Annotated in this window: 20 protein-coding genes; 16 read left to right on the forward strand and 4 right to left on the reverse strand. The window is 62.9% G+C overall.

Annotated features, from left to right (window positions below; genetic code table 11):
• Nucleotides 1-26 precede the first annotated feature (26 nt).
• Nucleotides 27-764, reverse strand: coding sequence for a phosphonate metabolism transcriptional regulator PhnF (phnF, locus tag ACS4RS_RS06870; protein WP_439011579.1), 738 nt, complete (start codon nt 762-764; stop codon nt 27-29).
• Between the two features lie 113 nt (nt 765-877).
• On the opposite strand from phnF, the gene phnG reads away from it, so the two are divergent.
• The 15 genes from phnG (at nt 878) to ACS4RS_RS06945 (ending at nt 13512) form a co-directional block, all read left to right on the forward strand.
• On the forward strand, nt 878-1354 hold the full coding sequence (phnG, locus tag ACS4RS_RS06875; protein ID WP_439011578.1) for a phosphonate C-P lyase system protein PhnG: 477 nt from the start codon (nt 878-880) through the stop codon (nt 1352-1354).
• Nucleotides 1354-1962 carry a phosphonate C-P lyase system protein PhnH gene (phnH, locus tag ACS4RS_RS06880; RefSeq protein WP_439011577.1) on the forward strand — a complete coding sequence of 203 codons (609 nt, stop codon included), beginning with the start codon at nt 1354-1356 and terminating at the stop codon, nt 1960-1962. The genes phnG and phnH overlap by 1 nt, the downstream gene beginning before the upstream one ends.
• Before the next feature lie 4 nt (nt 1963-1966).
• Nucleotides 1967-3073 (forward strand): carbon-phosphorus lyase complex subunit PhnI, encoded by a 1107-nt coding sequence (locus ACS4RS_RS06885; RefSeq protein ID WP_439011576.1) that lies wholly within the window; start codon nt 1967-1969, stop codon nt 3071-3073.
• Nucleotides 3070-3945: an alpha-D-ribose 1-methylphosphonate 5-phosphate C-P-lyase PhnJ gene (locus tag ACS4RS_RS06890; protein WP_439011575.1), complete on the forward strand. Its 876-nt coding sequence runs from the start codon at nt 3070-3072 to the stop codon at nt 3943-3945. The genes ACS4RS_RS06885 and ACS4RS_RS06890 overlap by 4 nt, the downstream gene beginning before the upstream one ends.
• Complete coding sequence (gene phnK, locus ACS4RS_RS06895) at nt 3942-4718, forward strand: phosphonate C-P lyase system protein PhnK (protein WP_003589280.1); 777 nt, start codon at nt 3942-3944, stop codon at nt 4716-4718. The genes ACS4RS_RS06890 and phnK overlap by 4 nt, the downstream gene beginning before the upstream one ends.
• A 24-nt stretch (nt 4719-4742) precedes the next feature.
• Complete coding sequence (phnL, locus tag ACS4RS_RS06900; RefSeq protein WP_439011574.1) at nt 4743-5450, forward strand: phosphonate C-P lyase system protein PhnL; 708 nt, start codon at nt 4743-4745, stop codon at nt 5448-5450.
• Complete coding sequence (locus ACS4RS_RS06905; RefSeq protein ID WP_439011573.1) at nt 5447-6064, forward strand: DapH/DapD/GlmU-related protein; 618 nt, start codon at nt 5447-5449, stop codon at nt 6062-6064. The genes phnL and ACS4RS_RS06905 overlap by 4 nt, the downstream gene beginning before the upstream one ends.
• Before the next feature lie 118 nt (nt 6065-6182).
• Nucleotides 6183-7028 carry a phosphonate ABC transporter ATP-binding protein gene (gene phnC, locus ACS4RS_RS06910; protein ID WP_439011572.1) on the forward strand — a complete coding sequence of 282 codons (846 nt, stop codon included), beginning with the start codon at nt 6183-6185 and terminating at the stop codon, nt 7026-7028.
• A gap of 90 nt (nt 7029-7118) precedes the next feature.
• A complete protein-coding gene (gene phnD, locus ACS4RS_RS06915; RefSeq protein WP_439011571.1) occupies nt 7119-8027 on the forward strand; it encodes a phosphonate ABC transporter substrate-binding protein in 909 nt (302 codons plus the stop codon).
• A 66-nt stretch (nt 8028-8093) separates the two neighbouring features.
• Nucleotides 8094-9053, forward strand: a complete 960-nt coding sequence (phnE, locus tag ACS4RS_RS06920; protein ID WP_439011570.1) for a phosphonate ABC transporter, permease protein PhnE — start codon at nt 8094-8096, stop codon at nt 9051-9053.
• Between the two features lie 7 nt (nt 9054-9060).
• Nucleotides 9061-10404, forward strand: a complete 1344-nt coding sequence (gene phnE, locus ACS4RS_RS06925; protein WP_439011569.1) for a phosphonate ABC transporter, permease protein PhnE — start codon at nt 9061-9063, stop codon at nt 10402-10404.
• Between the two features lie 144 nt (nt 10405-10548).
• Complete coding sequence (locus ACS4RS_RS06930) at nt 10549-11244, forward strand: DUF1045 domain-containing protein (protein WP_439011568.1); 696 nt, start codon at nt 10549-10551, stop codon at nt 11242-11244.
• Between the two features lie 13 nt (nt 11245-11257).
• Complete coding sequence (locus tag ACS4RS_RS06935) at nt 11258-12397, forward strand: alpha-D-ribose 1-methylphosphonate 5-triphosphate diphosphatase (protein WP_439011567.1); 1140 nt, start codon at nt 11258-11260, stop codon at nt 12395-12397.
• The gene (gene phnN / locus ACS4RS_RS06940) at nt 12394-12990 is read left to right on the forward strand and encodes a phosphonate metabolism protein/1,5-bisphosphokinase (PRPP-forming) PhnN (protein ID WP_012559515.1); all 597 of its coding nucleotides are present in this window, start codon (nt 12394-12396) and stop codon (nt 12988-12990) included. Before ACS4RS_RS06935 ends, phnN begins: the two co-directional genes overlap by 4 nt.
• 18 nt (nt 12991-13008) lie before the next feature.
• Complete coding sequence (locus tag ACS4RS_RS06945) at nt 13009-13512, forward strand: GrpB family protein (RefSeq protein ID WP_439011566.1); 504 nt, start codon at nt 13009-13011, stop codon at nt 13510-13512.
• A 36-nt stretch (nt 13513-13548) separates the two neighbouring features.
• Here the strand turns inward: ACS4RS_RS06945 and ACS4RS_RS06950 are convergent, their stop codons facing one another.
• Both ACS4RS_RS06950 and polA read right to left on the reverse strand, forming a co-directional pair.
• Nucleotides 13549-15903: a DNA translocase FtsK gene (locus tag ACS4RS_RS06950; protein ID WP_439011565.1), complete on the reverse strand. Its 2355-nt coding sequence runs from the start codon at nt 15901-15903 to the stop codon at nt 13549-13551.
• A 171-nt stretch (nt 15904-16074) separates the two neighbouring features.
• Nucleotides 16075-19074 (reverse strand): DNA polymerase I, encoded by a 3000-nt coding sequence (gene polA, locus ACS4RS_RS06955; protein ID WP_439011564.1) that lies wholly within the window; start codon nt 19072-19074, stop codon nt 16075-16077.
• Nucleotides 19075-19480: 406 nt separating this feature from the next.
• On the opposite strand from polA, the gene ACS4RS_RS06960 reads away from it, so the two are divergent.
• Entirely contained in the window at nt 19481-19897 is a 417-nt protein-coding gene (locus ACS4RS_RS06960) for a MarR family winged helix-turn-helix transcriptional regulator (protein WP_003583451.1), read from the forward strand.
• A 6-nt stretch (nt 19898-19903) separates the two neighbouring features.
• Here the strand turns inward: ACS4RS_RS06960 and ACS4RS_RS06965 are convergent, their stop codons facing one another.
• Entirely contained in the window at nt 19904-22288 is a 2385-nt protein-coding gene (locus tag ACS4RS_RS06965) for a bifunctional diguanylate cyclase/phosphodiesterase (RefSeq protein ID WP_449313924.1), read from the reverse strand.
• Nucleotides 22289-22472: the final 184 nt, after the last annotated feature.

A 22472-nucleotide genomic window follows, 5' to 3' on the forward strand; every position in this document is an offset into this window, starting at 1 on the left:
CCCTGTTCCGACAGGGAAGGCTGTTCTCAATTCTCGATGGTGAACTGCACCCGGTCGGCCGCAAACCGGCTGATCGAGTATTGCACCGGCACACCGTCGAGATCGGTGTTCATCGCCTTGGCGATCAGCAGGATCGCGCCGGGGGTCAGTTCCAGATCGGCGAGGTCAGCCGTGTTCGCATGGGCGGCCGTCACTTCGGTCGTCGCACGGACATAATCCGACAGGCCAAGATCGGCGAAGGCCTTGGTGATCGATTCGCGCTTGCGATAGGCCTCGCCGATCCCGGCGAAGCGTGCGGCGGGAAACCAACTTGTCGCCTTTGAAACCGGCCGCTTGTCGGCCTGGCGCAATGTTTCCAGCCGGATGACCTGCTCCCCTTGCTTCAGACCCAGCCAGCGGGCCACCTCGGCGCTTGCTTCCTCCTGCACCTCATCGAGCAGAAGGCTGCGCATTTCGCGCGCCTGGTCGCCGATGCCTGAAGTGAAGCGCGTGCGCCGGGTGATCGGGAAATTCAGCCGCTCCTTGCGCTCGATCAGCGTGCCGCGACCTTGTACCGCACGGACGATGCCTTCCTGCGCCAGCGCCGCCAGGGCGCTGCGCACCGTATGGCGGTTGACGCCGAATTGCAGCGCCAGGGCCGTTTCCGGCGGCACCATTCCCGTTTCGTCATAGGTACCGTTGCCGATCGTCTCGCGAATCCGATCGGCGATCTGACGCCAGAGCGCCACGCCGGTCTGCCTTTGCACCTGCTTCAATCCCGCCATTCGTTCCCGCCATTTCCCGCGCCCGATGTCACACGCTTGTCACGACATCGATTTAGGACTAAGTATAGCTTGTATGGTTGTCTATATCAATAGACATTTTAAGGAAAGCGGCAATGATATCAGCGGACAGGACAGACGCTGCGTCACAGACGGCATCCGGGCGCAAACGCGCCGCCGATCTGCTGGCGCGCGCGGAACGCAGCGAACTCTCGGCGGTCTGGGATGCTTTGCCGCAAAAGCCCGCAACACATCCGGTGCGCGGACCGGAGACCGGGCTGGTGATGGTCCGCGGCCGCATCGGCGGCGGCGGCGCTCCCTTCAACCTCGGCGAAGTGACGGTGACCCGGGCCACGGTGCGGCTCGACTCCGGCTCGGTCGGCCATGCCCAGGCGCTCGGCACCGATCGCGAGAAGGCCCGGCTGGCGGCGATCTTCGATGCGCTCTGGCAGGAAGAGGCGACGCAGGATTTCGTCGAACAGGCATTGCTCGTGCCGATCGCCGAACGGATCGCCACAGCCGAACGCCGCAAGGCGGACGAGACGGCTGCCACCCGCGTCGATTTCTTCACCATGGTCAGGGGAGACAACTGATGGGCCTGAAGACAGAAGCCTTGACCGGCGGCTTTGCCGACCCGGTCTTCCACGCTCAGAGCGTCTTCAAGATGCTGATGGACGGCATGGCCCGCCCCGGCACGATCCAGACCGTTCAGCCCGATATCGCGCCGCCGGCGCCGCTCGGCATCGCCGCCGGCACGATCGCGCTGACGCTTTGCGACCACGACACATCAGTCTGGCTTTCCCAGGGGCTGGCGAAATCCGCCGTGCCGGAATGGCTCGGCTTCCACACCGGCGCGCCATTGACCGCCGAAAAGTCCGAGGCACGCTTCGCGTTCACGGAAGCAGTCATCCCGCTTTGCCCCTTCAGCCTCTTCGCCTCGGGCACGCAGGAATATCCCGACCGCTCGACGACGCTCGTCATCGAACTTTCCGAACTCGAGGGTGGACGCAGGCTGGCGCTGATGGGTCCCGGCATCCAGAGTGTGGCGGAAATCGCGCCTGTCGGCCTGCCCGAGACCTTCCTGCGGCTCTGGACCGAGAATCGCGCGCTTTTCCCGCGCGGTATCGACATCGTGCTGACATCGGCGACACGTTTTCTTTGCCTGCCGCGCACCACCAAGATCACAGCAACGGAGATCTGAGCTCATGTATGTTGCCGTCAAGGGTGGCGAGGCCGCCATCGCCAATGCCCACCGCCTGCTCGCCGACCGCCGCCGCGGCGACCGTTCGCTGCCGGCAATCGGCATCGACCAGATCGTGGCGCAGCTGGCGCTCGCCGTCGACCGGGTCATGGCCGAGGCTTCGCTTTTCGACCGCACGCTCGCAGCACTCGCCGTCCGCCAGTCGCGCGGCGATATGATCGAAGCGATCTTCCTGCTGCGCGCCTATCGCACGACGCTGCCGCGTTTCGGCTATTCCAGGCCGCTCGACACGGCTGACATGACGATCGAACGCCGGATCTCGGCGACCTACAAGGATCTGCCGGGCGGCCAGCTTCTTGGACCCACCTTCGATTACACCCACCGCCTGCTCGATCCCTCGCTGCTTGAGGACGAGGCGGTCGAGACGCCTGCCCAGCGCGCTGCCGAGACCGGCCGCGTCATGCGGGTCTCCGAGATCCTTGGCGAGGAGGGGCTGATCGAGGCCGATGGCGACATGCCTGAGGATCATGAGATCGGCGACCTGACCCGCGAGCCGATGGAATTTCCGATGACCCGCGATCTGCGCCTGCAGGCGCTTGCCCGCGGCGACGAGGGCTTCCTGCTGGCGCTCGGTTATTCCACCCAGCGCGGCTACGGCCGCAACCACCCTTTCACCGGGGAGATCCGCATCGGCGAGGTCGAGGTGGAATTCGACGTGCCCGAACTCGGCTTCGCCGTCTCGCTCGGCGTGATCCAGGTCACCGAGTGCCAGATGGTCAATCAGTTCAAGGGTTCGGCCAAGGCGCCGCCGCAGTTTACCCGCGGCTACGGCCTGGTCTTCGGCCAGAGCGAGCGCAAGGCGATGGCGATGTCGCTGGTCGATCGCGCATTGCGGGCTGAAGAGCTTGGCGAGGATATCACCGCGCCGGCCCAGGACGAGGAATTCGTCATCTCCCATTCCGACAACGTCCAGGCGACCGGCTTCGTCGAGCACCTGAAGCTTCCGCATTATGTGGACTTCCAGGCCGAACTCGATCTCGTCCGCCGCATGCGCCGTGAATTCGAAGCCGCCCGCAGCAGCGGCGAAGACATGAAGGAAGCCGCCGAATGAGCGATCTGGCCAGCTACAACTTCGCCTATCTCGACGAACAGACCAAGCGGATGATCCGCCGCGCCATCCTGAAGGCGATCGCCATTCCGGGCTATCAGGTTCCTTTCGCCTCGCGCGAAATGCCGATGCCCTATGGCTGGGGCACCGGCGGCGTGCAGGTGACGGCCTCGATCATCGGGCCGGATGACGTGCTGAAGGTCATCGACCAGGGTGCCGACGACACGACCAACGCCGTTTCCATCCGGGCTTTCTTCCAGAAGGTCGCCAATGTCGCGGTGACGACGCATACCGGCGATGCGACGATCATCCAGACGCGCCACCGCATTCCCGAAGAAAAGCTTAAGGACGGCCAGGTGCTCGTCTATCAGGTGCCGATCCCCGAGCCGCTGCGCTTCCTCGAGCCGCGCGAGACCGAGACCCGCAAGATGCACGCGCTCGAAGAATACGGCCTGATGCATGTGAAACTCTACGAGGATATCGCCCATAACGGCCGGATCTCCAGGACCTATGCCTATCCGGTCAAGGTGCACGGCCGCTACGTGATGGACCCGTCGCCGACGCCGAAATTCGACAATCCGAAGATGCACATGTCGGACGCGCTGCAGCTCTTCGGCGCCGGACGCGAGAAGCGCATCTATGCGGTTCCGCCCTATACCGACGTCGTCAGCCTGGATTTCGAGGACTATCCCTTCGATATCCAGCGCTTCGACAAGCCCTGCGCCCTTTGCGGCGGCCAGGATGTCTATCTCGACGAAGTGGTTCTCGACGACAAGGGCGGGCGCATGTTCGTCTGCTCCGACACCGATCATTGCGAAGACCGCCGCGCGCAAGGGCACGCCGGCGAAATGCTGGCCCGGGAGGCTGCAGAATGAGCGATATCCCGCTTCTCAAAGTTCATGACGTTTCGAAATTCTACGGCAACCGCATCGGCTGTCGCGACGTCTCCTTCGATCTCTGGCCGGGCGAAGTGCTTGCCATCGTCGGCGAGTCCGGCTCCGGCAAGACGACGCTGCTGAACTGCCTCTCCACCCGGCTGCTGCCGACCACCGGCAGCGTCGAATATCACATGCGCGACGGCAGTTACCGCGATCTCTACCGGATGAACGAGGCCGAGCGGCGCTTCCTGATGCGCACCGACTGGGGCTTCGTGCACCAGAACCCGGCTGACGGCCTGCGCATGGCGGTGTCGGCCGGCGCCAATGTCGGCGAACGGCTGATGGCGATCGGCGACCGGCACTACGGCAAGATCCGTGCCTCGGCGATCGACTGGCTGGAACGGGTCGAGATCGACGCCGACCGCATCGACGACCAGCCGCGCGCTTTTTCCGGCGGCATGCGCCAGCGCCTGCAGATCGCCCGCAATCTCGTCACCGGCCCGCGCCTCGTCTTCATGGACGAACCCACTGGCGGCCTCGACGTCTCGGTGCAGGCGCGCCTGCTCGATCTGGTGCGCGGTCTCGTCAACGATCTCGGCCTCTCGGCGATCGTCGTCACCCATGATCTCGCAGTCGCCCGCCTGCTCTCGCACCGCATGATGGTGATGAAGGACGGCTACGTCATCGAACACGGGCTGACCGACCGGGTGCTCGACGACCCGCGTGAACCCTACACGCAGTTGCTCGTCTCCTCGATCCTGCAGGTCTGAGCCCAAACCAGGAAAGAAGAAATTATGGCAACGCCCCTCGTCGTTTCCGAAGTCTCGAAGAGCTTCACCATGCATCTGCGCGACGGCATCAGGCTGCCCGTCGTCTCCAATGTCGCCTTCTCGGTCGCTTCAGGCGAATGCGTCGTGCTCGGCGGTCCGTCAGGCGTCGGCAAGAGCTCGCTGCTGAAGATGATCTACGGCAATTATGCCGTCGACACCGGTCAGATCCTCATCCGCCACGACGGGCGCATCGTTGATCTCGCCGCCGCCGATCCCCGCACCGTGCTCCACGTGCGGCGCCATACGCTCGGTTACGTCAGCCAGTTCCTGCGCACCGTGCCGCGCGTCGCGGCGATCGACGTGGTCGCCGAACCGCTGGTGGCGCGCGGCGAGGACGCCGGCACGGCGCGGGAAAAGGCGGGCGCCCTGCTTGCCAGGCTCAATCTGCCGCAAGCGCTCTGGCAGCTTCCGCCCGCCACCTTTTCCGGCGGCGAGCAGCAGCGGGTCAATATCGCCCGCGGCTTCATCACCGAGCACAGGATCCTGCTTCTCGACGAACCCACTGCCTCGCTCGACGCCCGCAACCGTGCCGTCGTCGTCGGCATGATCGAGGAGAAGAAGAAGGCCGGCGTCGCCCTTCTCGGCATCTTCCACGATGAGGAAGTGCGGGAAGCCGTTGCCGACCGCATTCTCGACGTTCAGCTTTTCTCTCCCGGAAAGATCGCCGCATGAGCCGCAAGCTGGGTATCGAGCCCTATGTCCATGAGACGGCATTCGTCAGCGATTCCACCTTCGGGCGCTTTACCGAGGTCTCGGAACGCTGCCGTATCAGCGAAGCGACGTTCGGCGACTATTCCTACATCATGCAGGACGGTTCCGTCTGGTGCGCGACGATCGGCAAGTTCGTCAATATCGCCGCCGCCGTGCGCATCAACGCCACCAATCACCCGACCTGGCGCGCGACGCTGCATCATTTCACCTATCGCGCCGCCGACTACTGGCCGGACGGCGACATGGAGGAGGACTTCTTTGCCTGGCGGCGCGCAAACCGCGTGACGATCGGCAACGACGTCTGGATCGGCCATGGGGCGACGATCCTTCCCGGCGTCAGCGTCGGCAACGGCGCGGTGATCGGCGCCGGCGCCGTCGTATCGAAGGACGTCGCGGCCTACTCGATCGTCGGCGGCGTGCCGGCCAAACCAATCCGCGAGCGCTTTCCGAAAGAGATCGGCGAACGGATGGACAGGCTTGCCTGGTGGGATTGGGAGCACGACCGGCTGCGCCTGGCGCTGCAGGATTTTCGCAACCTGAGCGCGGAAGATTTTCTGGCCCGCTACGGTGGTTAAACCTCAGATATAGGCACGGAGAATTGTGACACGAACTACACAAATATGACATGTGAGGTTCATCAAGCGGGACTAATGCGATGCTGACCAAAGGCCTGGAGTGCAAGGGAAGAGCATGATGTTCGAGCTGAAGAATGTCACACGTCGTTTCGGAAAAAAGCTCGCCGTCGATTCCGTCACGCTCGATATTCCTCAGGGCCAGATGGTCGGCATCATCGGCCGCTCTGGCGCCGGCAAGTCGACGCTGCTGCGCATGATCAACCGGCTGCAGGAGCCGAGCTCTGGCTCCATTCATTTCGCCGGCGTCGAGGTCTCCGGACTTCGCGGCCGTGCCTTGCGCCACTGGCAGCGCGATTGCGCAATGATCTTCCAGCAGTTCAACCTGGTGCCGCGCCTCGATGTTCTCACCAATGTCATGCTCGGCCGCCTCAACCACCGCTCGACGCTTCTGAGCCTGCTCAACATCTTCACCCGTGAGGAACGTGTGCATGCGATCGCAGCGCTCGAACGCCTCGGCATCGAGCAGACGGCCTTGCAGCCAGCCGGCACGCTGTCCGGCGGGCAGCAGCAGCGCGTGGCGATCGCGCGGGCGCTGATGCAGAACCCGAAGATGGTTCTTGCCGACGAGCCGATCGCCTCGCTCGATCCGCTGAATGCCAAGATCGTCATGGATGCGCTGCGCGATATCAACGAGCGCGAGGGCATCACCGTCATCACTAACCTTCATACGCTCGATACCGCCCGCAACTATTGTGAGCGCATCGTCGGCATGGCCGGCGGCCGCGTCGTCTTCGACGGCAAGCCTTCGGAGCTGACCGCCGAAGCGGTTATGGCAATCTACGGGACGGACAAGGACGGCGCCGGCATCGACGAGGCGATGACCTCCACCTCCATCAATATTCCCGCCGGAAACGAGGCAAACCAATCCGCCAGCGTCCAACCGCTGGCGCTGGCCGGTCTGTGAGAGGGGCGGCCTAAGATCGAAAGCCCGCGTCAAGGGCCCAGTTCTGCTTAACAAAGACAAACCGAACCCCCGGTCAATCAGGAGAGACCCATGCTGAAGAAAGTACTCTTTGCCGCTACGGCGCTTCTGGCGCTCGCAGCCGGTGCTGCAAATGCCGCAGACATCAAGGAATTCCGCGTCGGCATCCTCGGCGGCGAAAACGAAGCCGACCGTCTGCGCAACTACGCCTGCCTCCAGGACGATCTGAAGAAGGAATTCGGCTTCGAGAAGGTTTCCCTCTTCCCAGCCGCCGATTATGACGGCGTTATCCAGGGCTTGCTCGGCGGCACGCTCGACTTCGCCGAACTTGGCGCTTCCGGCTATGCAGCTACCTACATCAAGGACTCGAATGCCGTTACGCCAATCCTGACGACGAAGCAGACGGACGGGGCGACCGGCTATTACTCCGTACTCATCGCTCGCAAGGATTCCGGCTACCGGTCGCTTACCGACCTGAAGGGCAAGTCGCTCGGCTACGCGGATCCGGACTCCACCTCCGGCTACCTCGTACCGAAGGTCACGCTGCCGAAGGATCTCGGCATGCCGGTCGATCAGTTCTTCTCTGCGACCTCCTTCAATGGCGGTCATGAAAACAACGTTCTCGCCGTTCTCGACAAGAAAATCGACGCCGGTGTCACCTGGGCTTCCGGCGTTGGCGATTTCAAGGATGGCTACAGCTCCGGCAACCTGCGCAAGATGGTCGACAAAGGCACGCTCAACATGAACGACGTGGTTCAACTCTGGCAGTCGCCGCTGATCCCGAACGGCCCGCTCGTCGTCAGCAATAAACTCGAGGACGGAATGAAGGCCAAGCTCACGGACTTCTTCATGGCTCTGCCCGAGAAGGACAAGAGCTGCTTCGAAGCCATCGAAGGCGGTGACTACGCGGGCTACGTCAAGGTGACCCCGGATTTCTACAACGCCGTCATCGAAACGCGCCGCGCCACCATCGGCGGCTGATACTCCTCCCAAGAATAAGGGCGACCGCCAGCGGTCGCCCTTATTCTTGCCCTAACCGAGGCCCCCATGACCGTTGCCCACTCGCAACCTCATCTGGAAACTTCCGCTGAAATCGCTTCTGCCTGGGAGCGGATGGTCGCCAGGCGCCGTTTTTACACCATCCTCGGCCTGGTCATCCTGATTGCAGCTTTCGTCAGTTCCGTCCGCTTCGCCGACGAGAGCAATGCCGGCCATTTCTTCGACCGGCTGCCGCATCTCTTCGACTTTTTGAGCTGGCTCATCCCCAAGGACTGGAACGATGTCTGGCGCGCGCTGTTCGACATTGCGAGCGTCAACGACAAGGGCGGCGAGGAATTCAATTTCGACAAGGGCCGCGTCTATATCTCCGGCGCCTTCTACATTCCCGAATATTTCGAGCTGATGATCGTCACCATCAATGTGGCGCTGATCTCGACGATCGTCGCCTTCGTCTTTGCCGTTCCGTTGAGCTTTTTTGCCGCGCGCAACCTCACCAGTTCCTGGCCGCTGCGCGTCTTCACCAAGCGCCTGATGGAATTCCTGCGCGCCTTCCCCGAGATCGTCATTGCCGGCCTGTTTTCGGCAATCCTGTCGATCGGACCGGTCGCCGCCATCATCGCCATCACCCTGCACACGATCGGCGCACTCGGCAAACTCTTCTACGAAGTGGCCGAGAATATCGACATGAAGCCGCATGAGGGCATGAAGGCCGTCGGCGCCAACTGGTGGGAGCGCGTGCGTTTCGCGGCTCTGCCGCAGGTGCTGCCTAATTTCACCTCCTATGCGCTCTTGCGCCTCGAGATCAATGTTCGCGCCTCGACCATCATCGGCGCCGTCGGCGGCGGCGGCATCGGCGAGGAACTGAAGCTTTCGATCTCGCGCGGCTTCGGCGCCAAGACGATGGCGCTGGTTCTGCTGCTGTTCGTGACGATCGTCGCCGTCGACCAGTTCTCCGCGTGGCTGCGCCGCCGCCTCGTCGGCGAGCATGCCTTCCTCCTGCAACATTGAGGCTGTCATGACGGTGATCGACGCAAACCGCATGAACGAAATCGAAGCGCGCTATCCGGAATATTTCCACCGGTCGTTCCGCCAGCGTTTCGGCGGGCTGATGATCCTGATCGCGACGCTGCTCTACAGCCTTTATGCCGTCTGGTTCTTCGACCTGCCCAAGCTTTTCGCCGAAGCGCATTGGGAGCGCGTCGGCATCTATCTCAGCCAATGGGTGAGCTACGACGTTCAGCCGGAATTCCGCATCGAGGACGACGGCTCGATCGACATCCGCTATCCGCGCTTCTCGCCGCTCGGCGACAATCCGCATCCGGACTGGCTGGCCAACAATCCCGATGGCAGCATCACCGTTTCGATCAGCGGCACCAGCCGGACCGTCACCGTTTCGAAGAGCCAGACGGTCGTCACCGCCCACGGCATCACCGTCCCGGTCGATGTTTCGAGCGGTGCCCCGAAGGTCGTCGGGCCAGTACCCGGCTGGATGACCGTTTATGACGACAATGTGCTCGCCGATCTCGGCTTTGCCGGCAATGTCAGCATCTCCGTCGACCGGGTGAAGATCCGCAAGCGTTTCATCGGCTGGGCGAATTTCATCTTCGACACGCAATCGTCCTTCTTCGACAAGCCGGTCGGCGAGGTCATCGGCCTCATGGTCTCCGGGCCGCGCATCAAGCCCGACCAGTCCAACCTGTCGCTCGCCTTCGACGACATCTGGAACAACAGCGAATGGCAGCACGGCGACGTCTGGACCAAGCTTTTCCAGACGATCGTCATGGCATTCCTCGGAACGCTGCTGGGATCGCTCACTGCCTTCCCGCTTGCCTTCCTGGCGGCGCGCAACATCACGCCGAACCGGCTGCTCAATCAGATCCTGAAGCGCTTTTTCGATTTCCTGCGCTCGGTGGACATGCTGATCTGGGCGCTGTTCCTGACGCGCGCCTTCGGGCCCGGGCCGCTTGCCGGCAGCGGCGCGATCTTCCTCACCGAGACTGGTACGCTCGGCAAGCTCTATTCCGAAGGGCTGGAGAATATCGACAACAAGCCGCGGGAAGGCATCAAATCGACCGGCGCCCAACCCGTACTCGTCCATCGTTACGGCATTATGCCGCAGATCGTTCCCGTCATCGTCAGCCAGACGCTCTACCAGTGGGAATCGAACGTGCGCGGCGCGACCATCATCGGCGCCGTCGGCGCGGGCGGCATCGGCCTCAAATTGTGGGAGGCCATGCGCACCAACGCCAACTGGGAAAACGTCGCCTACATGGTCATCCTGATCCTAATCGTCGTCTTCATTTTCGACGCCGCCTCGAACGCTTTGCGCCACCGGCTGATGGGCACGAAAACCCACTGATCCATCCGCTCGAAAGGTCGTGGCGGCGCTGCCCGCCATCATCATTCTGTCACGGAAATCTTTTAGCCGGGAGCCTGCTTGCGGTTCGCCGCCAAATCACTGCACAGTGCGCTCCCCGTTTCGACGATCCCCAGGATAAAAGCCTTGCGCTACGCTCTCTATTTCTCGCCGCCGAAGGATGATCCCCTGACCGGCGCGGCCTCGCTCTGGCTCGGCCGCGATGCTTTTACCGGCGAGACCTATCCTGCGCCTGATGAAGCGCAGCTCGATGCCGCAGAGCAGTTCGAGCTGACCGCCGACCCGCGCCGCTACGGCTTTCACGCGACGATCAAGGCGCCGTTTTCGCTCGCCGCCTCCGTTACCGAGAAGGATCTGATGGCGGTCGCCGAGGAGTTTGCCGCGCGCACTGAAGCTTTCGAGATTCCCGAACTGGTGCTCGGCCAGCTCGGCCGTTTTTTTGCCCTTGTTCCCGGTTCTCTTCATCAACCTCTTCAGGATTTCGCCGCGAAGGTGGTAAGGTCCTTCGAACCGTTTCGCGCAGCGCTTTCCGAAGCCGATATGGCGCGGCGCAACCCGGAGAAGCTCAGCGACAGCCAGCGCGCCAATCTGCAGCGCTGGGGTTATCCTTATGTGATGGAGGATTTCGGCTTCCATATGACGCTTACCGGCCAGGTGCCCGAGACACGCGCCGCGGTGATGAAAGCCATTCTGACCGAGCGGTTTGCCGATTTCACCGGCCGGCCGATTACGATTTCCGGCCTTGCCGTCTTCACCGAGGAAACGCGCGGCGCCCCGTTCAAAGTTCATTCCTGGCTGCCGCTTTCCGGCGCCAAAAGCTGAAAGACCCGACGAGATGAGCAAAGAGACCGTGTTTTCCAACGCCCGCATCGTTCTCGAGGATGACATCCTCGCAGGCTCGATCCTCATTCGCGACGGCAAGATCGCCGACATTTCCGAGGGAAGCTCGGTAGCCGGCGAAGATTTCGAAGGGGACTATGTCATTCCTGGCCTCGTCGAACTGCATACCGATCACCTCGAGGGCCATTACCAGCCGCGTCCCGGCATTCGCTGGAACAAGACCGCCGCGGTCCAGGCGCATGACGCCCAGATCGTCACCTCCGGCATCACCACGGTATTCGACTGCCTGCGCATGGGGGCGGATGAGGACGGCGGCTTCGAACATGGCGAGATGCGCGAGATGGCCGATGCCATCCAGTCGGCGGAGCAGGAAGGCCGGCTGCGGGCCGAGCACCTCCTCCACCTGCGCTGCGAGGTCTCGGCCGACAATGTGCTCGAACATTTCGCCGATTTCGAAAACGACCGGCATGTGCGGCTCGTCTCGCTGATGGACCATGCGCCCGGCCAGCGGCAGTTCCAGACGATGGATCAATATATCTTCTACTACCAGAAGAAGCGGGGCCTGAGCGACGAGGTCTTCGCCCGTTTCGTCGCCAAGCGCCAGGCGGAATCGGCGCGCAATTCGACGCCGCATCGCAACGCCATCGCCAAGGTCTGCGCCGAGCGCGGCATCACGGTGGCAAGTCATGACGATGCCACGCTGTTGCATGTCGACGAGGCGATCGACAACGGCGTGCGGCTTGCCGAATTCCCGACCAGCTTCGACGCCGCCCGCGCCTCGCACGAGCACGGCATGAGTGTGCTGATGGGGGCGCCGAACATCGTGCGCGGCAAGTCCCATTCCGGCAACATCGCCGCGCGCGACCTCGCCGAGATGGGCGTGCTCGACGTGCTATCCTCCGATTACGTGCCGCTCAGCCTGCTTCATGCGCCCTTCATTCTTGCCGATGAAGTCGAGAGCATAACGCTGCCGAAGGCGATCGCCATGGTGACGTCGACCCCCGCCCGCACCGTCAGCCTCGACGATCGCGGCCGGATCGCAACCGGACTGCGCGCCGATCTCGTCCGCGTCCACCGCGCGCATGGTGTGCCGGTGACACGCTCCGTCTGGCGCCAGGGACGCCGTGTCGCATGAGCCCGCGCGAACCCCACGCCGCAGCCGGAGCCGAGCGCGGCATCATGGTCGTCGTCGTCGGACCGAGCGGCGCCGGCAAGGACACGCTGATGAACCTTGCGGCCCGGCGTTTCGCCGGCCGTGAAAACGTTCACTTCACCCGCCGCGTCATCACCCGTCACCGCGATGCCGGCGGCGAGGATCATCTTTCCGTCTCCCTCGAAGGCTTTGCCGCGATGGAACAGTCGGGCTCCTTCGCCGTCTGGTGGGAAGCGCACGGCCTGAAATACGGCATTCCGGCCGAGGTCTCGGTGGCGCTGTCACGAGGCCATATCGTCGTCGCCAACGGCTCGCGCTCGGCGCTCCACCGCTTTCAAGCCGCCTTCCCGCGGCTGAAGGTCATCAACGTCACCGCCAGCCCCGAAGTGCTTGCCGGCCGGCTGGAGGCGCGCGGACGTGAGACACATGAGGATATCATGGCGCGGCTCGCTCGCGGACCGCTGACGGTGCGCGGCGAATACGACGTGACGGAACTCGACAATAGCGGCTCGCTCGAAGAGGCCGAGCAGAAGATGATCGCGATTCTCGACGGGCTGCTCGCCGAGGTTCACTGACCGGGTCGGGAGGACGGCATGCGCGCCATCAAGGTGGTCGACTACGATCCTTCCTGGCCGCGGCTCTTTGCGGACATCAGTGCCGAGATCTCCACCCTGCTCGGCGATCTCGTGCTGTCCATCGACCACATCGGCAGCACGTCGGTGCCTGGACTTGCGGCCAAGCCGAAAATCGACCTCGACGTCGTCGCGATATCCGACGACGTTCTGCCGAAGGCGATCGAGATCGCGCGCGCGACGGATTTCGTTTTCCACGACGACAGAGGCGAGAAACGATGGGCCTTCACCCGGGATGGTGAAGGCTACGGGTTTAAGCTCTATCTTTGCGGCCCCGACAATCGCGCCCATCGCGAGCGCATCCGGTTTCGCGACTATCTCCGGGATCACCCCGAAAGGGCCAAGGCCTATGCCGATCTGAAACGCCACCTGGCTGCGGAGGCAGACGGCGATTGGGATTTGTACACCGGCGGAAAGACCGCGTTCGTCAGCGAGACGCTGCGGTTGGCAAGCTTGATGAGCTGAGATTGGAAAGCCTACGCACTCCAATCTCACTATCGATCAATCGCCGTCGCCCCGACCGGAGACAATCTCGCGCTTGCCGACATGATTGGCCGGGCCGACCAGGCCTTCCTTTTCCATGCGTTCGACCAGTGAGGCGGCCCTGTTGTAGCCGATGCCGAGGCGGCGCTGGATGTAGGAGGTCGAGCACTTTTTGTCGCGCATGACGACCTTGACCGCCTGCTCGTAGAGTTCGTTGCCATCCTCGGAGGCCATGGCGCTCTTGTCGAAGACGGCGCCGGCTTCTTCCTCTTCGGGCTCTTCTTCCTCGTCGGCGGTGACGGTGTCGAGATATTCAGGGCGGCCCTGGGTTTTCAGGTGAGCCACGACCTTTTCAACCTCGACATCCGAGACGAAGGGACCGTGGACGCGGGAAATCCGCCCGCCGCCCTGCATATGCAGCATATCGCCCTGGCCGAGCAGCTGCTCGGCGCCCTGTTCGCCAAGGATGGTGCGGCTGTCGATCTTCGAGGTCACCTGGAAGGAGATGCGGGTCGGGAAATTTGCCTTGATCGTGCCGGTGATGACGTCGACCGACGGGCGCTGCGTCGCCATGATCAGATGGATGCCGGCGGCGCGGGCCATCTGCGCCAGACGCTGGATCGCTCCTTCGATCTCCTTGCCGGCGACCATCATCAGGTCGGCCATCTCGTCGACGATGACGACGATATAGGGCATCGGCGTCAGGTCCAGCGCCTGGTTTTCCTCGATCGGGGCGCCGGTGCCCTTGTCGAAGCCGACCTGGACCATGACATGGATCGTCTCGCCCTTGTCGCGGGCCTGCGCCACGCGGTCGTTATAACCGTCGATATTGCGCACCCCGAGGCGCGACATCTTGCGGTAACGCTCCTCCATCTCGCGCACCGCCCATTTCAGCGCCATCACCGCCTTCTTCGGATCGGTGACCACCGGCGTCAGGAGATGCGGGATACCGTCATAGACGGAGAGTTCGAGCATCTTCGGATCGACCATGATCAGCCGGCACTGTTCCGGCGTCATGCGATAGAGCAGCGACAGGATCATCGTGTTGATGGCGACCGACTTGCCGGAGCCGGTGGTGCCGGCAACCAGCAGATGCGGCATCTTGGCAAGCTCGGCAATCACCGGCTCGCCGCCGATGGTCTTGCCCAAGCCGAGCGCCAGCTTGTAGCCGCTCTTCTCGAAATCCTGGCTTTCGATCATCTCGCGGAAATAGACGGTTTCACGGGTGACGTTCGGCAATTCGATGCCGATGACGTTGCGGCCGGGCACGACGGCGACACGGGCCGAAAGCGCCGACATCGAGCGGGCGATATCGTCGGCAAGGCCGATGACGCGCGACGACTTCACGCCCGGCGCCGGTTCGAATTCGTAAAGGGTGACGACAGGGCCCGGGCGGACATGGATGATCTCGCCCTTGATGCCGAAATCCTCGAGCACACTTTCCAGAAGCCCCGCATTCTGCTCCAGCGTCTCCTGCGACATGATCTCGCCAAGGCGTTCCGGCGGCTCCTGCAGAAGCGCGCGCGGCGGGAATTCATAGCCTGAGGCGTCGATCTTTTCGGGCCTTGCCACAAGGCGCGGCGACGGCAGAACCGCGGCGACAGGCGGCGTGCGCTGGACCGCCGGGGCGGCCTGAGGGGCTGACGCCACGGGGAGAGCGGGCGCCGCCTGAGGCGCGGGCGCAATCGGAGAGGTCAGCGCAGGCTGAGGGGCAGGTCTAACCGGTGCCTCGACGGGAGTTCGCCTCGGCCGTTCCAGGAATATGGCGGCCGACGGGCGCGGGGCGGGCTTTGCGGAGACCGTCGCGGCCGGCGAGGCCGGGCGGGAGGCGACGGGAGCAGCGGCCGGCCGGCCGGGGCGCCATTCCATGATGCGGAACAGCGACGTGATCGATTCGGGCGCAGTCTCGGTCTTCGGGTACGAGATCACGGCAGGCGCGCGAACCGGCTCTGCCTCTTCGAAGGCCATGACTTCCCAGAAGGCGAAATCCGAAATGGACGAAAGCTCGGCGGTGGCGCGGAAGACCGGCGCGTCAGGAACGAGTGACGGCTGCAGTTCGATCGTCTGCGGTGCTGCGGGAAGTTCGTCCGGCTCCGGCAGATAGATATCGAAGGGCACGTCGACGGCGACCGGCTCGATCCGGATCGCCTGCTGCCCAATCTGCAGATCGTCGCGCGCGGGCTCATCCGGCGCCCGCCGCCTGCTGATCAGCGTTTCCGGCGTGCGGGTGAAACGGACGTTCGGCGCGAGAGAAAAATTGCTCTGCCAGATCGGCGCCGCCGGCTTTTCTCCCGGAATTACCTCCGGAAGGTCCGTTTCAATCCCGCTGGAAAAGTCCCCGGCGTCCGTCAAATTGGTTCTGGGAAAACGCATGCGTCCGCTACTCACTCATGCCTGACAAATTACGACCCTACCGGGATAGAAAAGGAAGGTTAATAAGTTCCTTCCCGTCGTATCGTTCCGATACGGCTCCCGAGCGTAAGTTGCCGCTATTTCAATGAGTTGTGTTCGGCGGAAAAATCTTTCTCATTTTCGGTCAAGCCGTTAATGCGCTTCGTCCCAATTGCTGGCGGCACGCGCGTCAACGCGCAGCGGCACGCGCATTTCAAGCGCCGGCATCGTGGCGTTTTCCATGACCGAGACGATGATGGGCATTGCCTTTTCGACATCCTCGTCCTCGACTTCGAAGATGAGTTCGTCATGCACCTGCAACAGCATGCGCACGCGATCGCCAAGACCGACTTCGGCCAGTGCCGGCTCCATCTTGATCATCGCCCGGCGGATGACGTCGGCGGCCGAGCCCTGGATCGGCGCGTTGATCGCCGCACGCTCGTTGAAGGCGCGCACGGACGGGTTGGAAGAGCGGATTTCGGGGTAGTTGATTCGCCGTCCGAAGATCGTCTCGACGTAACCCTTGTCGCGCGCCATCGCCTTGCGGCTTTCCATATAATCGCGGATGCCGGGGAAACGCTCGAAATACTTCTTGATGTAGTCGCCGGCTTCCGAACGCTCGATCGACAGCTGGTTGGCAAGGCCGAAGGCCGAGATGCCGTAGATGATGCCGAAATTGATCGCCTTGGCGCGGCGGCGCACTTCGCCCGGCATGCCTTCGACCGGCACGCCGAACATTTCCGACGCGGTCATCGCGTGGATGTCGACGCCATCCTCGAAGGCCTTGGTCAGCTGCGGGATCTCGGCCACATGGGCAAGCACGCGCAGTTCGATCTGGCTGTAGTCGGCGGAAATCAGCTTGTGGCCCGGCGTCGAGATGAAGGCGGTGCGGATCTTGCGGCCTTCGGCGGTGCGCACCGGGATGTTCTGCAGGTTCGGCTCGGAGGAGGACAGGCGCCCCGTCGTCGTCGATGCCAGCGAATAGGAGGTGTGGACCCGCTTGGTCTCGGCGTGGACATAGCCGGGGAGCGCGTCGGTATACGTGGACTTCAGCTTGGTGAGTTGGCGCCAGTCGACGATCTTGCGCGGCAGCTCGAAACCGGCGGCGGCCAGATCCTCGAGCACCTGCGCCGAGGTGGACCATTGCCCGGTTTTCGTCTTGCTGCCGCCGGCAAGGCCCATCTTGCCGAACAGAATATCGCCGAGCTGCTTCGGCGAGCCGATATTGAACCGCTCGCCGGCCAGCACATAGATCTCGTCTTCCAGGCGCGCGGCGCCCTGGGCGAGCTCGCCGGACAGGCGCGACAGGATCTGCCGGTCGACGGTGATGCCGCGCGCTTCCATGCGCGCCAGCACCGGCAGCAGCGGCCGTTCCAGCCGTTCATAGACGCTGGTCAGCCCGGCCGCCGCCAGCCGCGGCTTCAGCACCAGCCAGAGCCGCAGCGTGACGTCGGCATCTTCGGCCGCATAATGGGTGGCGCGGTCGATATCGACCAGATCGAAAGTGACGTTCGCCTTGCCGCTGCCCGCGACATCCTTGTAGGGGATCGGCGTGTGGCCGAGGAATTTTTCCGAGAGCGGGTCCATGCCGTGGGCGCCGGTGCCGGCGTCGAGCACGTAGGAGATCAGCATCGTGTCGTCGAAACTCCTGGTCTCGATGCCGTAACGCTGCATCAGCAGGTAGTCGTATTTGAGGTTCTGCGCGACCTTGAGAACCGCACCGTCCTCCAGCAGGGCCTTCAGCCGCGGCAGGGCATCGCCCATGGGGATCTGGTTGTCGGCAAGGCCGCCGCCGAGCAGATCGCCGACGCCGTTCTTGTGGGCGAGCGGTATATAGGCGGCGCGGATCTTCGTGCCGGTGGGATCAACCGTATTGTCGGCGATCGCCAGCGAGAAGCCGACAAGCTCGGCCTGCATCGCATCCAGCGACGTGGTCTCGGTGTCGAAAGCAACGAGGCCCGTGGCGCGCGCATCGGCGATCCACCGGTCGAGCGTGGCGAGATCGCGGATCGTGACATAGGTCGAATGATCGAAGGGCAGCGTCGCAAAGGCTTCGGCCCGCGCCTTGGCCAGATCGGCGGGCGAAAAGGCGCCTTCGACTGAAGCCTTGGCCTTCGCGCGCGGCGGCACCGGGACCGGTTCGCCGGAGACCTCGGGAATGCCGCCAGGAACCGGTCCCGGCGCGGCCGCATCGAGATCGGGGCCATGGGCAGCCTTGCCCCATTCGATGTTGACGATCGCCGGTTCGATGGCGCTCGCATCGCAATCGCAGAGCTCGGCGACGCGGCGCGTCAGCGTCGTGAATTCCATCGTCTTGAGGAAGCCGATCAGCTTCGGGCCGTTCTGCGGCTCCAGCACCAGCGCGTCGAGATCGAGGTCGAGCGGCACATCGGTGCGCAGCCGCACGAGGTCGCGCGAGAGCCTGGCCATATCGATATTGGCGAGAATGGTTTCGCGGCGTTTGACCTGCTTGATCTCGATGGCGCGTTCGAGCAGCGTATCGAGATCGCCGTATTCCTCGAGCAGCTGGGCGGCGGTCTTCGGGCCGATGCCGGGAATGCCGGGAACATTGTCGACGGAATCGCCGGTCATCGCCTGCAGGTCGATCATCTTTTCCGGCGGCACGCCCCATTTCTCGATGACATCGGGAATGCCGATCTGCTTGTCCTTCATGCTGTCATACATATGGACATTCGGGCTGACGAGCTGCATCAGGTCCTTGTCGGAAGAGACGATGGTGACGTCGGCGCCCGTTGCCTCGGCCTGGCGGGCATAGGTGGCGATGATATCGTCGGCCTCAAAACCTTCGGTCTCGATGCAGGGCAGATTGAAGGCGCGGGTCGCCGCGCGGATCAGGCCGAATTGCGGAATGAGCTCTTCCGGCGGGGCGGAGCGGTTCGCCTTATAGGCATCGTAGAGATCCTTGCGAAAGGTCTTGGCGGAATAGTCGAAGATGACGGCAAGATGCGTCGGCGTCACGCCAACATCGGTGTTGCGCGCGTCCCGCAATAGCTTCCACAGCATGTTGCAGAAACCGGAAACGGCGCCGATCGGCAGGCCGTCGGTCTTGCGGGTCAGCGGCGGAAGTGCATGAAACGCCCGGAAGATGAATCCGGAACCATCGACTAGGAAGAGGTGATCGCCTTTTTTCATGGCTGCATGGATAGCGCGGGCACGGGACGAGGTCCATATAAAGTTCGGCGGGCGACGCGGAAGATTCCGCTCACCAAACTGTTACCGATTTGTAACGATCCCCCTCCCTTGAAAAACCACATTCTCAGGCACAAATCCATGTCACCGGCGCTTGATCGCGCCGCGGGTCTGATTACCGGCTTGTCCCCCGCCGCGTCAGGCTTGGACAAAGGCCTTATCCCCCTCTCCGGGCCTTTGTCCCCACTTTAAGGTCGCCATGGCCAACCTCCAGGCCATGGCGACTTTTGTTTTTCCAGGCACTCGAAATTATAATCGCGGCTTGCATATTTTGGAGCATCGCATGCGATTTGCTGCATTGTCTCCGGCATGGTTTTGAGCCTAACTTGCAATCATGGGATTTAACCGCATGGATTCGGGAGCCTACCTTGCCAGCCAGCTGGCGAAGGGTTTTGCCCGCTCGCTGCACCAGCGCGCGGTCGGGCTCGGTTTTTCTCCGGGCCAGTTTCCCATCCTGCTGGAACTCTGGGCCGAGGATGGGCTGACCCAGAAACAGCTTCTCGAGCGGGTCGACATCGAGCAGGCCACCATGGCCAATACGCTGTCGCGCATGGTCCGCGACGGGCTGATCGAACGCCGGCCACATCCATCCGACAAGCGGGCACAACTGCTCTTCCTGACGCCGAAGGCCCGCGCCATGGAGGCCGAGGCGATCGAGACCGCACGCGAGGCCGACCTTGCGCTGTTTAAAGGTTTTCGGGTTTTCGAGCGTGAACTGACGCTCGAATATATCCGCCGGCTTCTGGAAAACGCCAAGGCGCTCTGACCAGGATCATTCGCTGGCAAGGCGTGCGCGCGGTCGCCTCGGCATGCCGGTTCCGGCCGGCTCCTCCGGGACGCTTATACAAACGGCCGGCTTCATGCTCGGCTCGATATCCGGCTTGCCAAGCAACAGGCCCTGCACCTGCGCGCAGCCTTCCTCGACGACGATCCGGCGCTGCATCTCGGTTTCCACACCCTCGGTGACGACGGGCATGCCGAGGCTGTGGCCGAGACCGATGATAGCCCGCACGATCGATCGCGCGGCCGCGTCATGCTCCAGCACGCCGGTGAAGCTGCGGTCGACCTTGATCTTGTCGAAGGGAAACGAGCGCAGGTTCGAGAGCGAAGAGTAGCCGGTGCCGAAATCGTCCATGACGATATGCACCCCCAGCTTACGCAGGCGCTGCAGCGTTGCCATCACCCGGTCGCGATCGCGGATCAGGGCGGCCTCGGTGATCTCAAGCTCCAGCCGATCGGCGGCGAGCCCCGTCTCGTCAAGCACCGCCTCAACCCGCTCGCATAGGTTGGGCAGCATGAACTGCACCGGCGAAACATTGACTGCAATCGTCAGCGGCTGCGGCCAGCGCATGGCCTCCCTGCAGGCCTGCAGCAATATCCATTCGCCAAGTTGAACAATCGATCCGCTTTCCTCGGCGATCGGGATGAAAATGTCGGGCTCGGTCATGCCGTGGCCCGGTCGGTGCCAGCGCATCAAGGCCTCGTAGCCGCTGATCTCGCCGCTCTTCGCGTTGAGGATCGGCTGATAGCTGACATGGAGTTGGTTGCGGATGATCGCGTGGCGCAGGTCGCTTTCTATCTGGCGGCGGTTCCGCGCCGCTTCGTCCATTTCCGCGTCGAAGAAACAGGCCCTGCCGCGGCCATCATGCTTGACGCGGTAGAGCGCGGTATCGGCGTTGTTGCAGAGTTCTTCGGCCGTGCTCCCATCTCTTGGATAGAGCGCGATGCCGAGGCTGACGCCGACGGCCGTGGGGTCACGGGCCGTGTCCATCTCGGCGGCGAATTCGTCGATGATATCAGCTGCAAGCTTTTGCGCTGACGCCGGTTGCTGTCCATCGGACTGGATGATGGCGAATTCGTCACCGCCGAGCCGGGCGATCGTATCGCTCTCACCGGCCACCCGGCGCAGGATGGCGGCAACCTTGCGGAGAATCCGGTCGCCTTCGGCGTGGCCGAAGATGTCATTGACGGCCTTGAACCGATCGAGGTCGAGACAGAGAAGCGCGACTTCGGTGTTCTTGCGTTCCGCCACTTGCAGAGCCTGCCGGATGCGAGTGTCGAACAGCGACCTGTTCGGTAGATCGGTGAGCACGTCGTGGTGTGCGAGATGCTCGATCATCTCCTCGGCCTGCTTGCGCTCGGTGAGATCGCGCACCGCCAGCACTTCGCAATCGCGGCCACGATAAACAATCCTGCTGGCGTTTACGTCTACGGCAATCTCTCTGCCGGTGCGGGTGTTGAGCAGCGTCTCGCCGGGCCTGTTCTCCCGGGGCGCCTGAACGGCCGTCAGCACATCCGAGGGCGCCTTGCCCGAGAGATCGGCAAGCTTCCAGCCTGACAAGGCCTGGAATCGCTCGTTGACATCGATGATCCGGCCTTCGCGCAGGATCAGCAGCCCCTCCTGCGAGGCATTGGCAAGCCCGCGCAGATCCGTCAGGTGGCTTTGGACGAAGACCACGGCAAGGGCGACCAGGATAAGAGCCGTTGCCGCCACCACGACGATCGCGGCGAGCACCCGGGTGTCGAGCACCAATGTCGGAACCGCCTTGCCGGGGTCCGGCACGAGGGTAATGCTGCCCATCGAGATGAAGTGAAGAGTGCAGATGGCGAGGACGAAGACCAACGATGAGGTGAGCAGACGCCTCATGCCCTTCAGATTGAAAAAAATATGGAAGGCGGCGCTCGACAGAAGCATCCCAGCAACGACTGCTGTCAATGTCATTGCGGGATCGTAGAGGATTACCGCCTGTGTCTCGATCGCCTGCATGCCGGTCAGGTGCATGGAAGCGATGCCGAGTGCCATCAGCACTCCGCCGCGGATGGAGGAAAATCTTGCCTCACGTTGCGAGGCGGCGAGGATCGCGACCCATGAGCCTCCGACCGACAGGAAAAAGGAAAGCAGCGTCAGGTCGAGCGCGTAACTGATCGGCGTGCCACCATCATAAGCGAGCATGGCGATGAAATGGGTTGCCCATACGCCGGTGCCGAAGGCAAAGCCCGATGCGCCGATCCAAAGCTTGCGCTGTTCGGCGTCGCACTCCTGGGCACGGGAAAGAAGCAGCATCGCCGCCATGGCGCCCACCAGGCAGACCACGGCCGCCAAGATGACCAAGCGCCAATCGTGATTGTCGCGAATACATGCAATGACCGAAAACATCTGCGCGCGCCCCCGAACAGCTGATTTTCGGTGGATGCTATTTAGGTTGTGCTAATTAACTGTAAATTGAATTAGGTCTTCCTTTTTTATTGCAACATGCCCCTTCCACAAGACTGAATTGCGTCGTCTCGGCATGATTGCGCACCCCTGAGTTTTTGCTTTTTCCGCCTCGCCTGCTGTCCCG

Source organism: Rhizobium sp. F40D2 (genome assembly GCF_051810745.2).
Classification (GTDB): domain Bacteria; phylum Pseudomonadota; class Alphaproteobacteria; order Rhizobiales; family Rhizobiaceae; genus Rhizobium.

Coding starts and splice junctions, on each gene's coding strand:
- phnF (WP_439011579.1), bottom strand. CDS start 764: ATGGCGGGATTGAAGCAGGTGCAAAGGCAGACCGGCGTGGCGCTCTGG.
- phnG (WP_439011578.1), top strand. CDS start 878: ATGATATCAGCGGACAGGACAGACGCTGCGTCACAGACGGCATCCGGG.
- phnH (WP_439011577.1), top strand. CDS start 1,354: ATGGGCCTGAAGACAGAAGCCTTGACCGGCGGCTTTGCCGACCCGGTC.
- ACS4RS_RS06885 (WP_439011576.1), top strand. CDS start 1,967: ATGTATGTTGCCGTCAAGGGTGGCGAGGCCGCCATCGCCAATGCCCAC.
- ACS4RS_RS06890 (WP_439011575.1), top strand. CDS start 3,070: ATGAGCGATCTGGCCAGCTACAACTTCGCCTATCTCGACGAACAGACC.
- phnK (WP_003589280.1), top strand. CDS start 3,942: ATGAGCGATATCCCGCTTCTCAAAGTTCATGACGTTTCGAAATTCTAC.
- phnL (WP_439011574.1), top strand. CDS start 4,743: ATGGCAACGCCCCTCGTCGTTTCCGAAGTCTCGAAGAGCTTCACCATG.
- ACS4RS_RS06905 (WP_439011573.1), top strand. CDS start 5,447: ATGAGCCGCAAGCTGGGTATCGAGCCCTATGTCCATGAGACGGCATTC.
- phnC (WP_439011572.1), top strand. CDS start 6,183: ATGTTCGAGCTGAAGAATGTCACACGTCGTTTCGGAAAAAAGCTCGCC.
- phnD (WP_439011571.1), top strand. CDS start 7,119: ATGCTGAAGAAAGTACTCTTTGCCGCTACGGCGCTTCTGGCGCTCGCA.
- phnE (WP_439011570.1), top strand. CDS start 8,094: ATGACCGTTGCCCACTCGCAACCTCATCTGGAAACTTCCGCTGAAATC.
- phnE (WP_439011569.1), top strand. CDS start 9,061: ATGACGGTGATCGACGCAAACCGCATGAACGAAATCGAAGCGCGCTAT.
- ACS4RS_RS06935 (WP_439011567.1), top strand. CDS start 11,258: ATGAGCAAAGAGACCGTGTTTTCCAACGCCCGCATCGTTCTCGAGGAT.
- phnN (WP_012559515.1), top strand. CDS start 12,394: ATGAGCCCGCGCGAACCCCACGCCGCAGCCGGAGCCGAGCGCGGCATC.
- ACS4RS_RS06945 (WP_439011566.1), top strand. CDS start 13,009: ATGCGCGCCATCAAGGTGGTCGACTACGATCCTTCCTGGCCGCGGCTC.
- ACS4RS_RS06950 (WP_439011565.1), bottom strand. CDS start 15,903: ATGCGTTTTCCCAGAACCAATTTGACGGACGCCGGGGACTTTTCCAGC.
- polA (WP_439011564.1), bottom strand. CDS start 19,074: ATGAAAAAAGGCGATCACCTCTTCCTAGTCGATGGTTCCGGATTCATC.
- ACS4RS_RS06960 (WP_003583451.1), top strand. CDS start 19,481: ATGGATTCGGGAGCCTACCTTGCCAGCCAGCTGGCGAAGGGTTTTGCC.
- ACS4RS_RS06965 (WP_449313924.1), bottom strand. CDS start 22,288: ATGTTTTCGGTCATTGCATGTATTCGCGACAATCACGATTGGCGCTTG.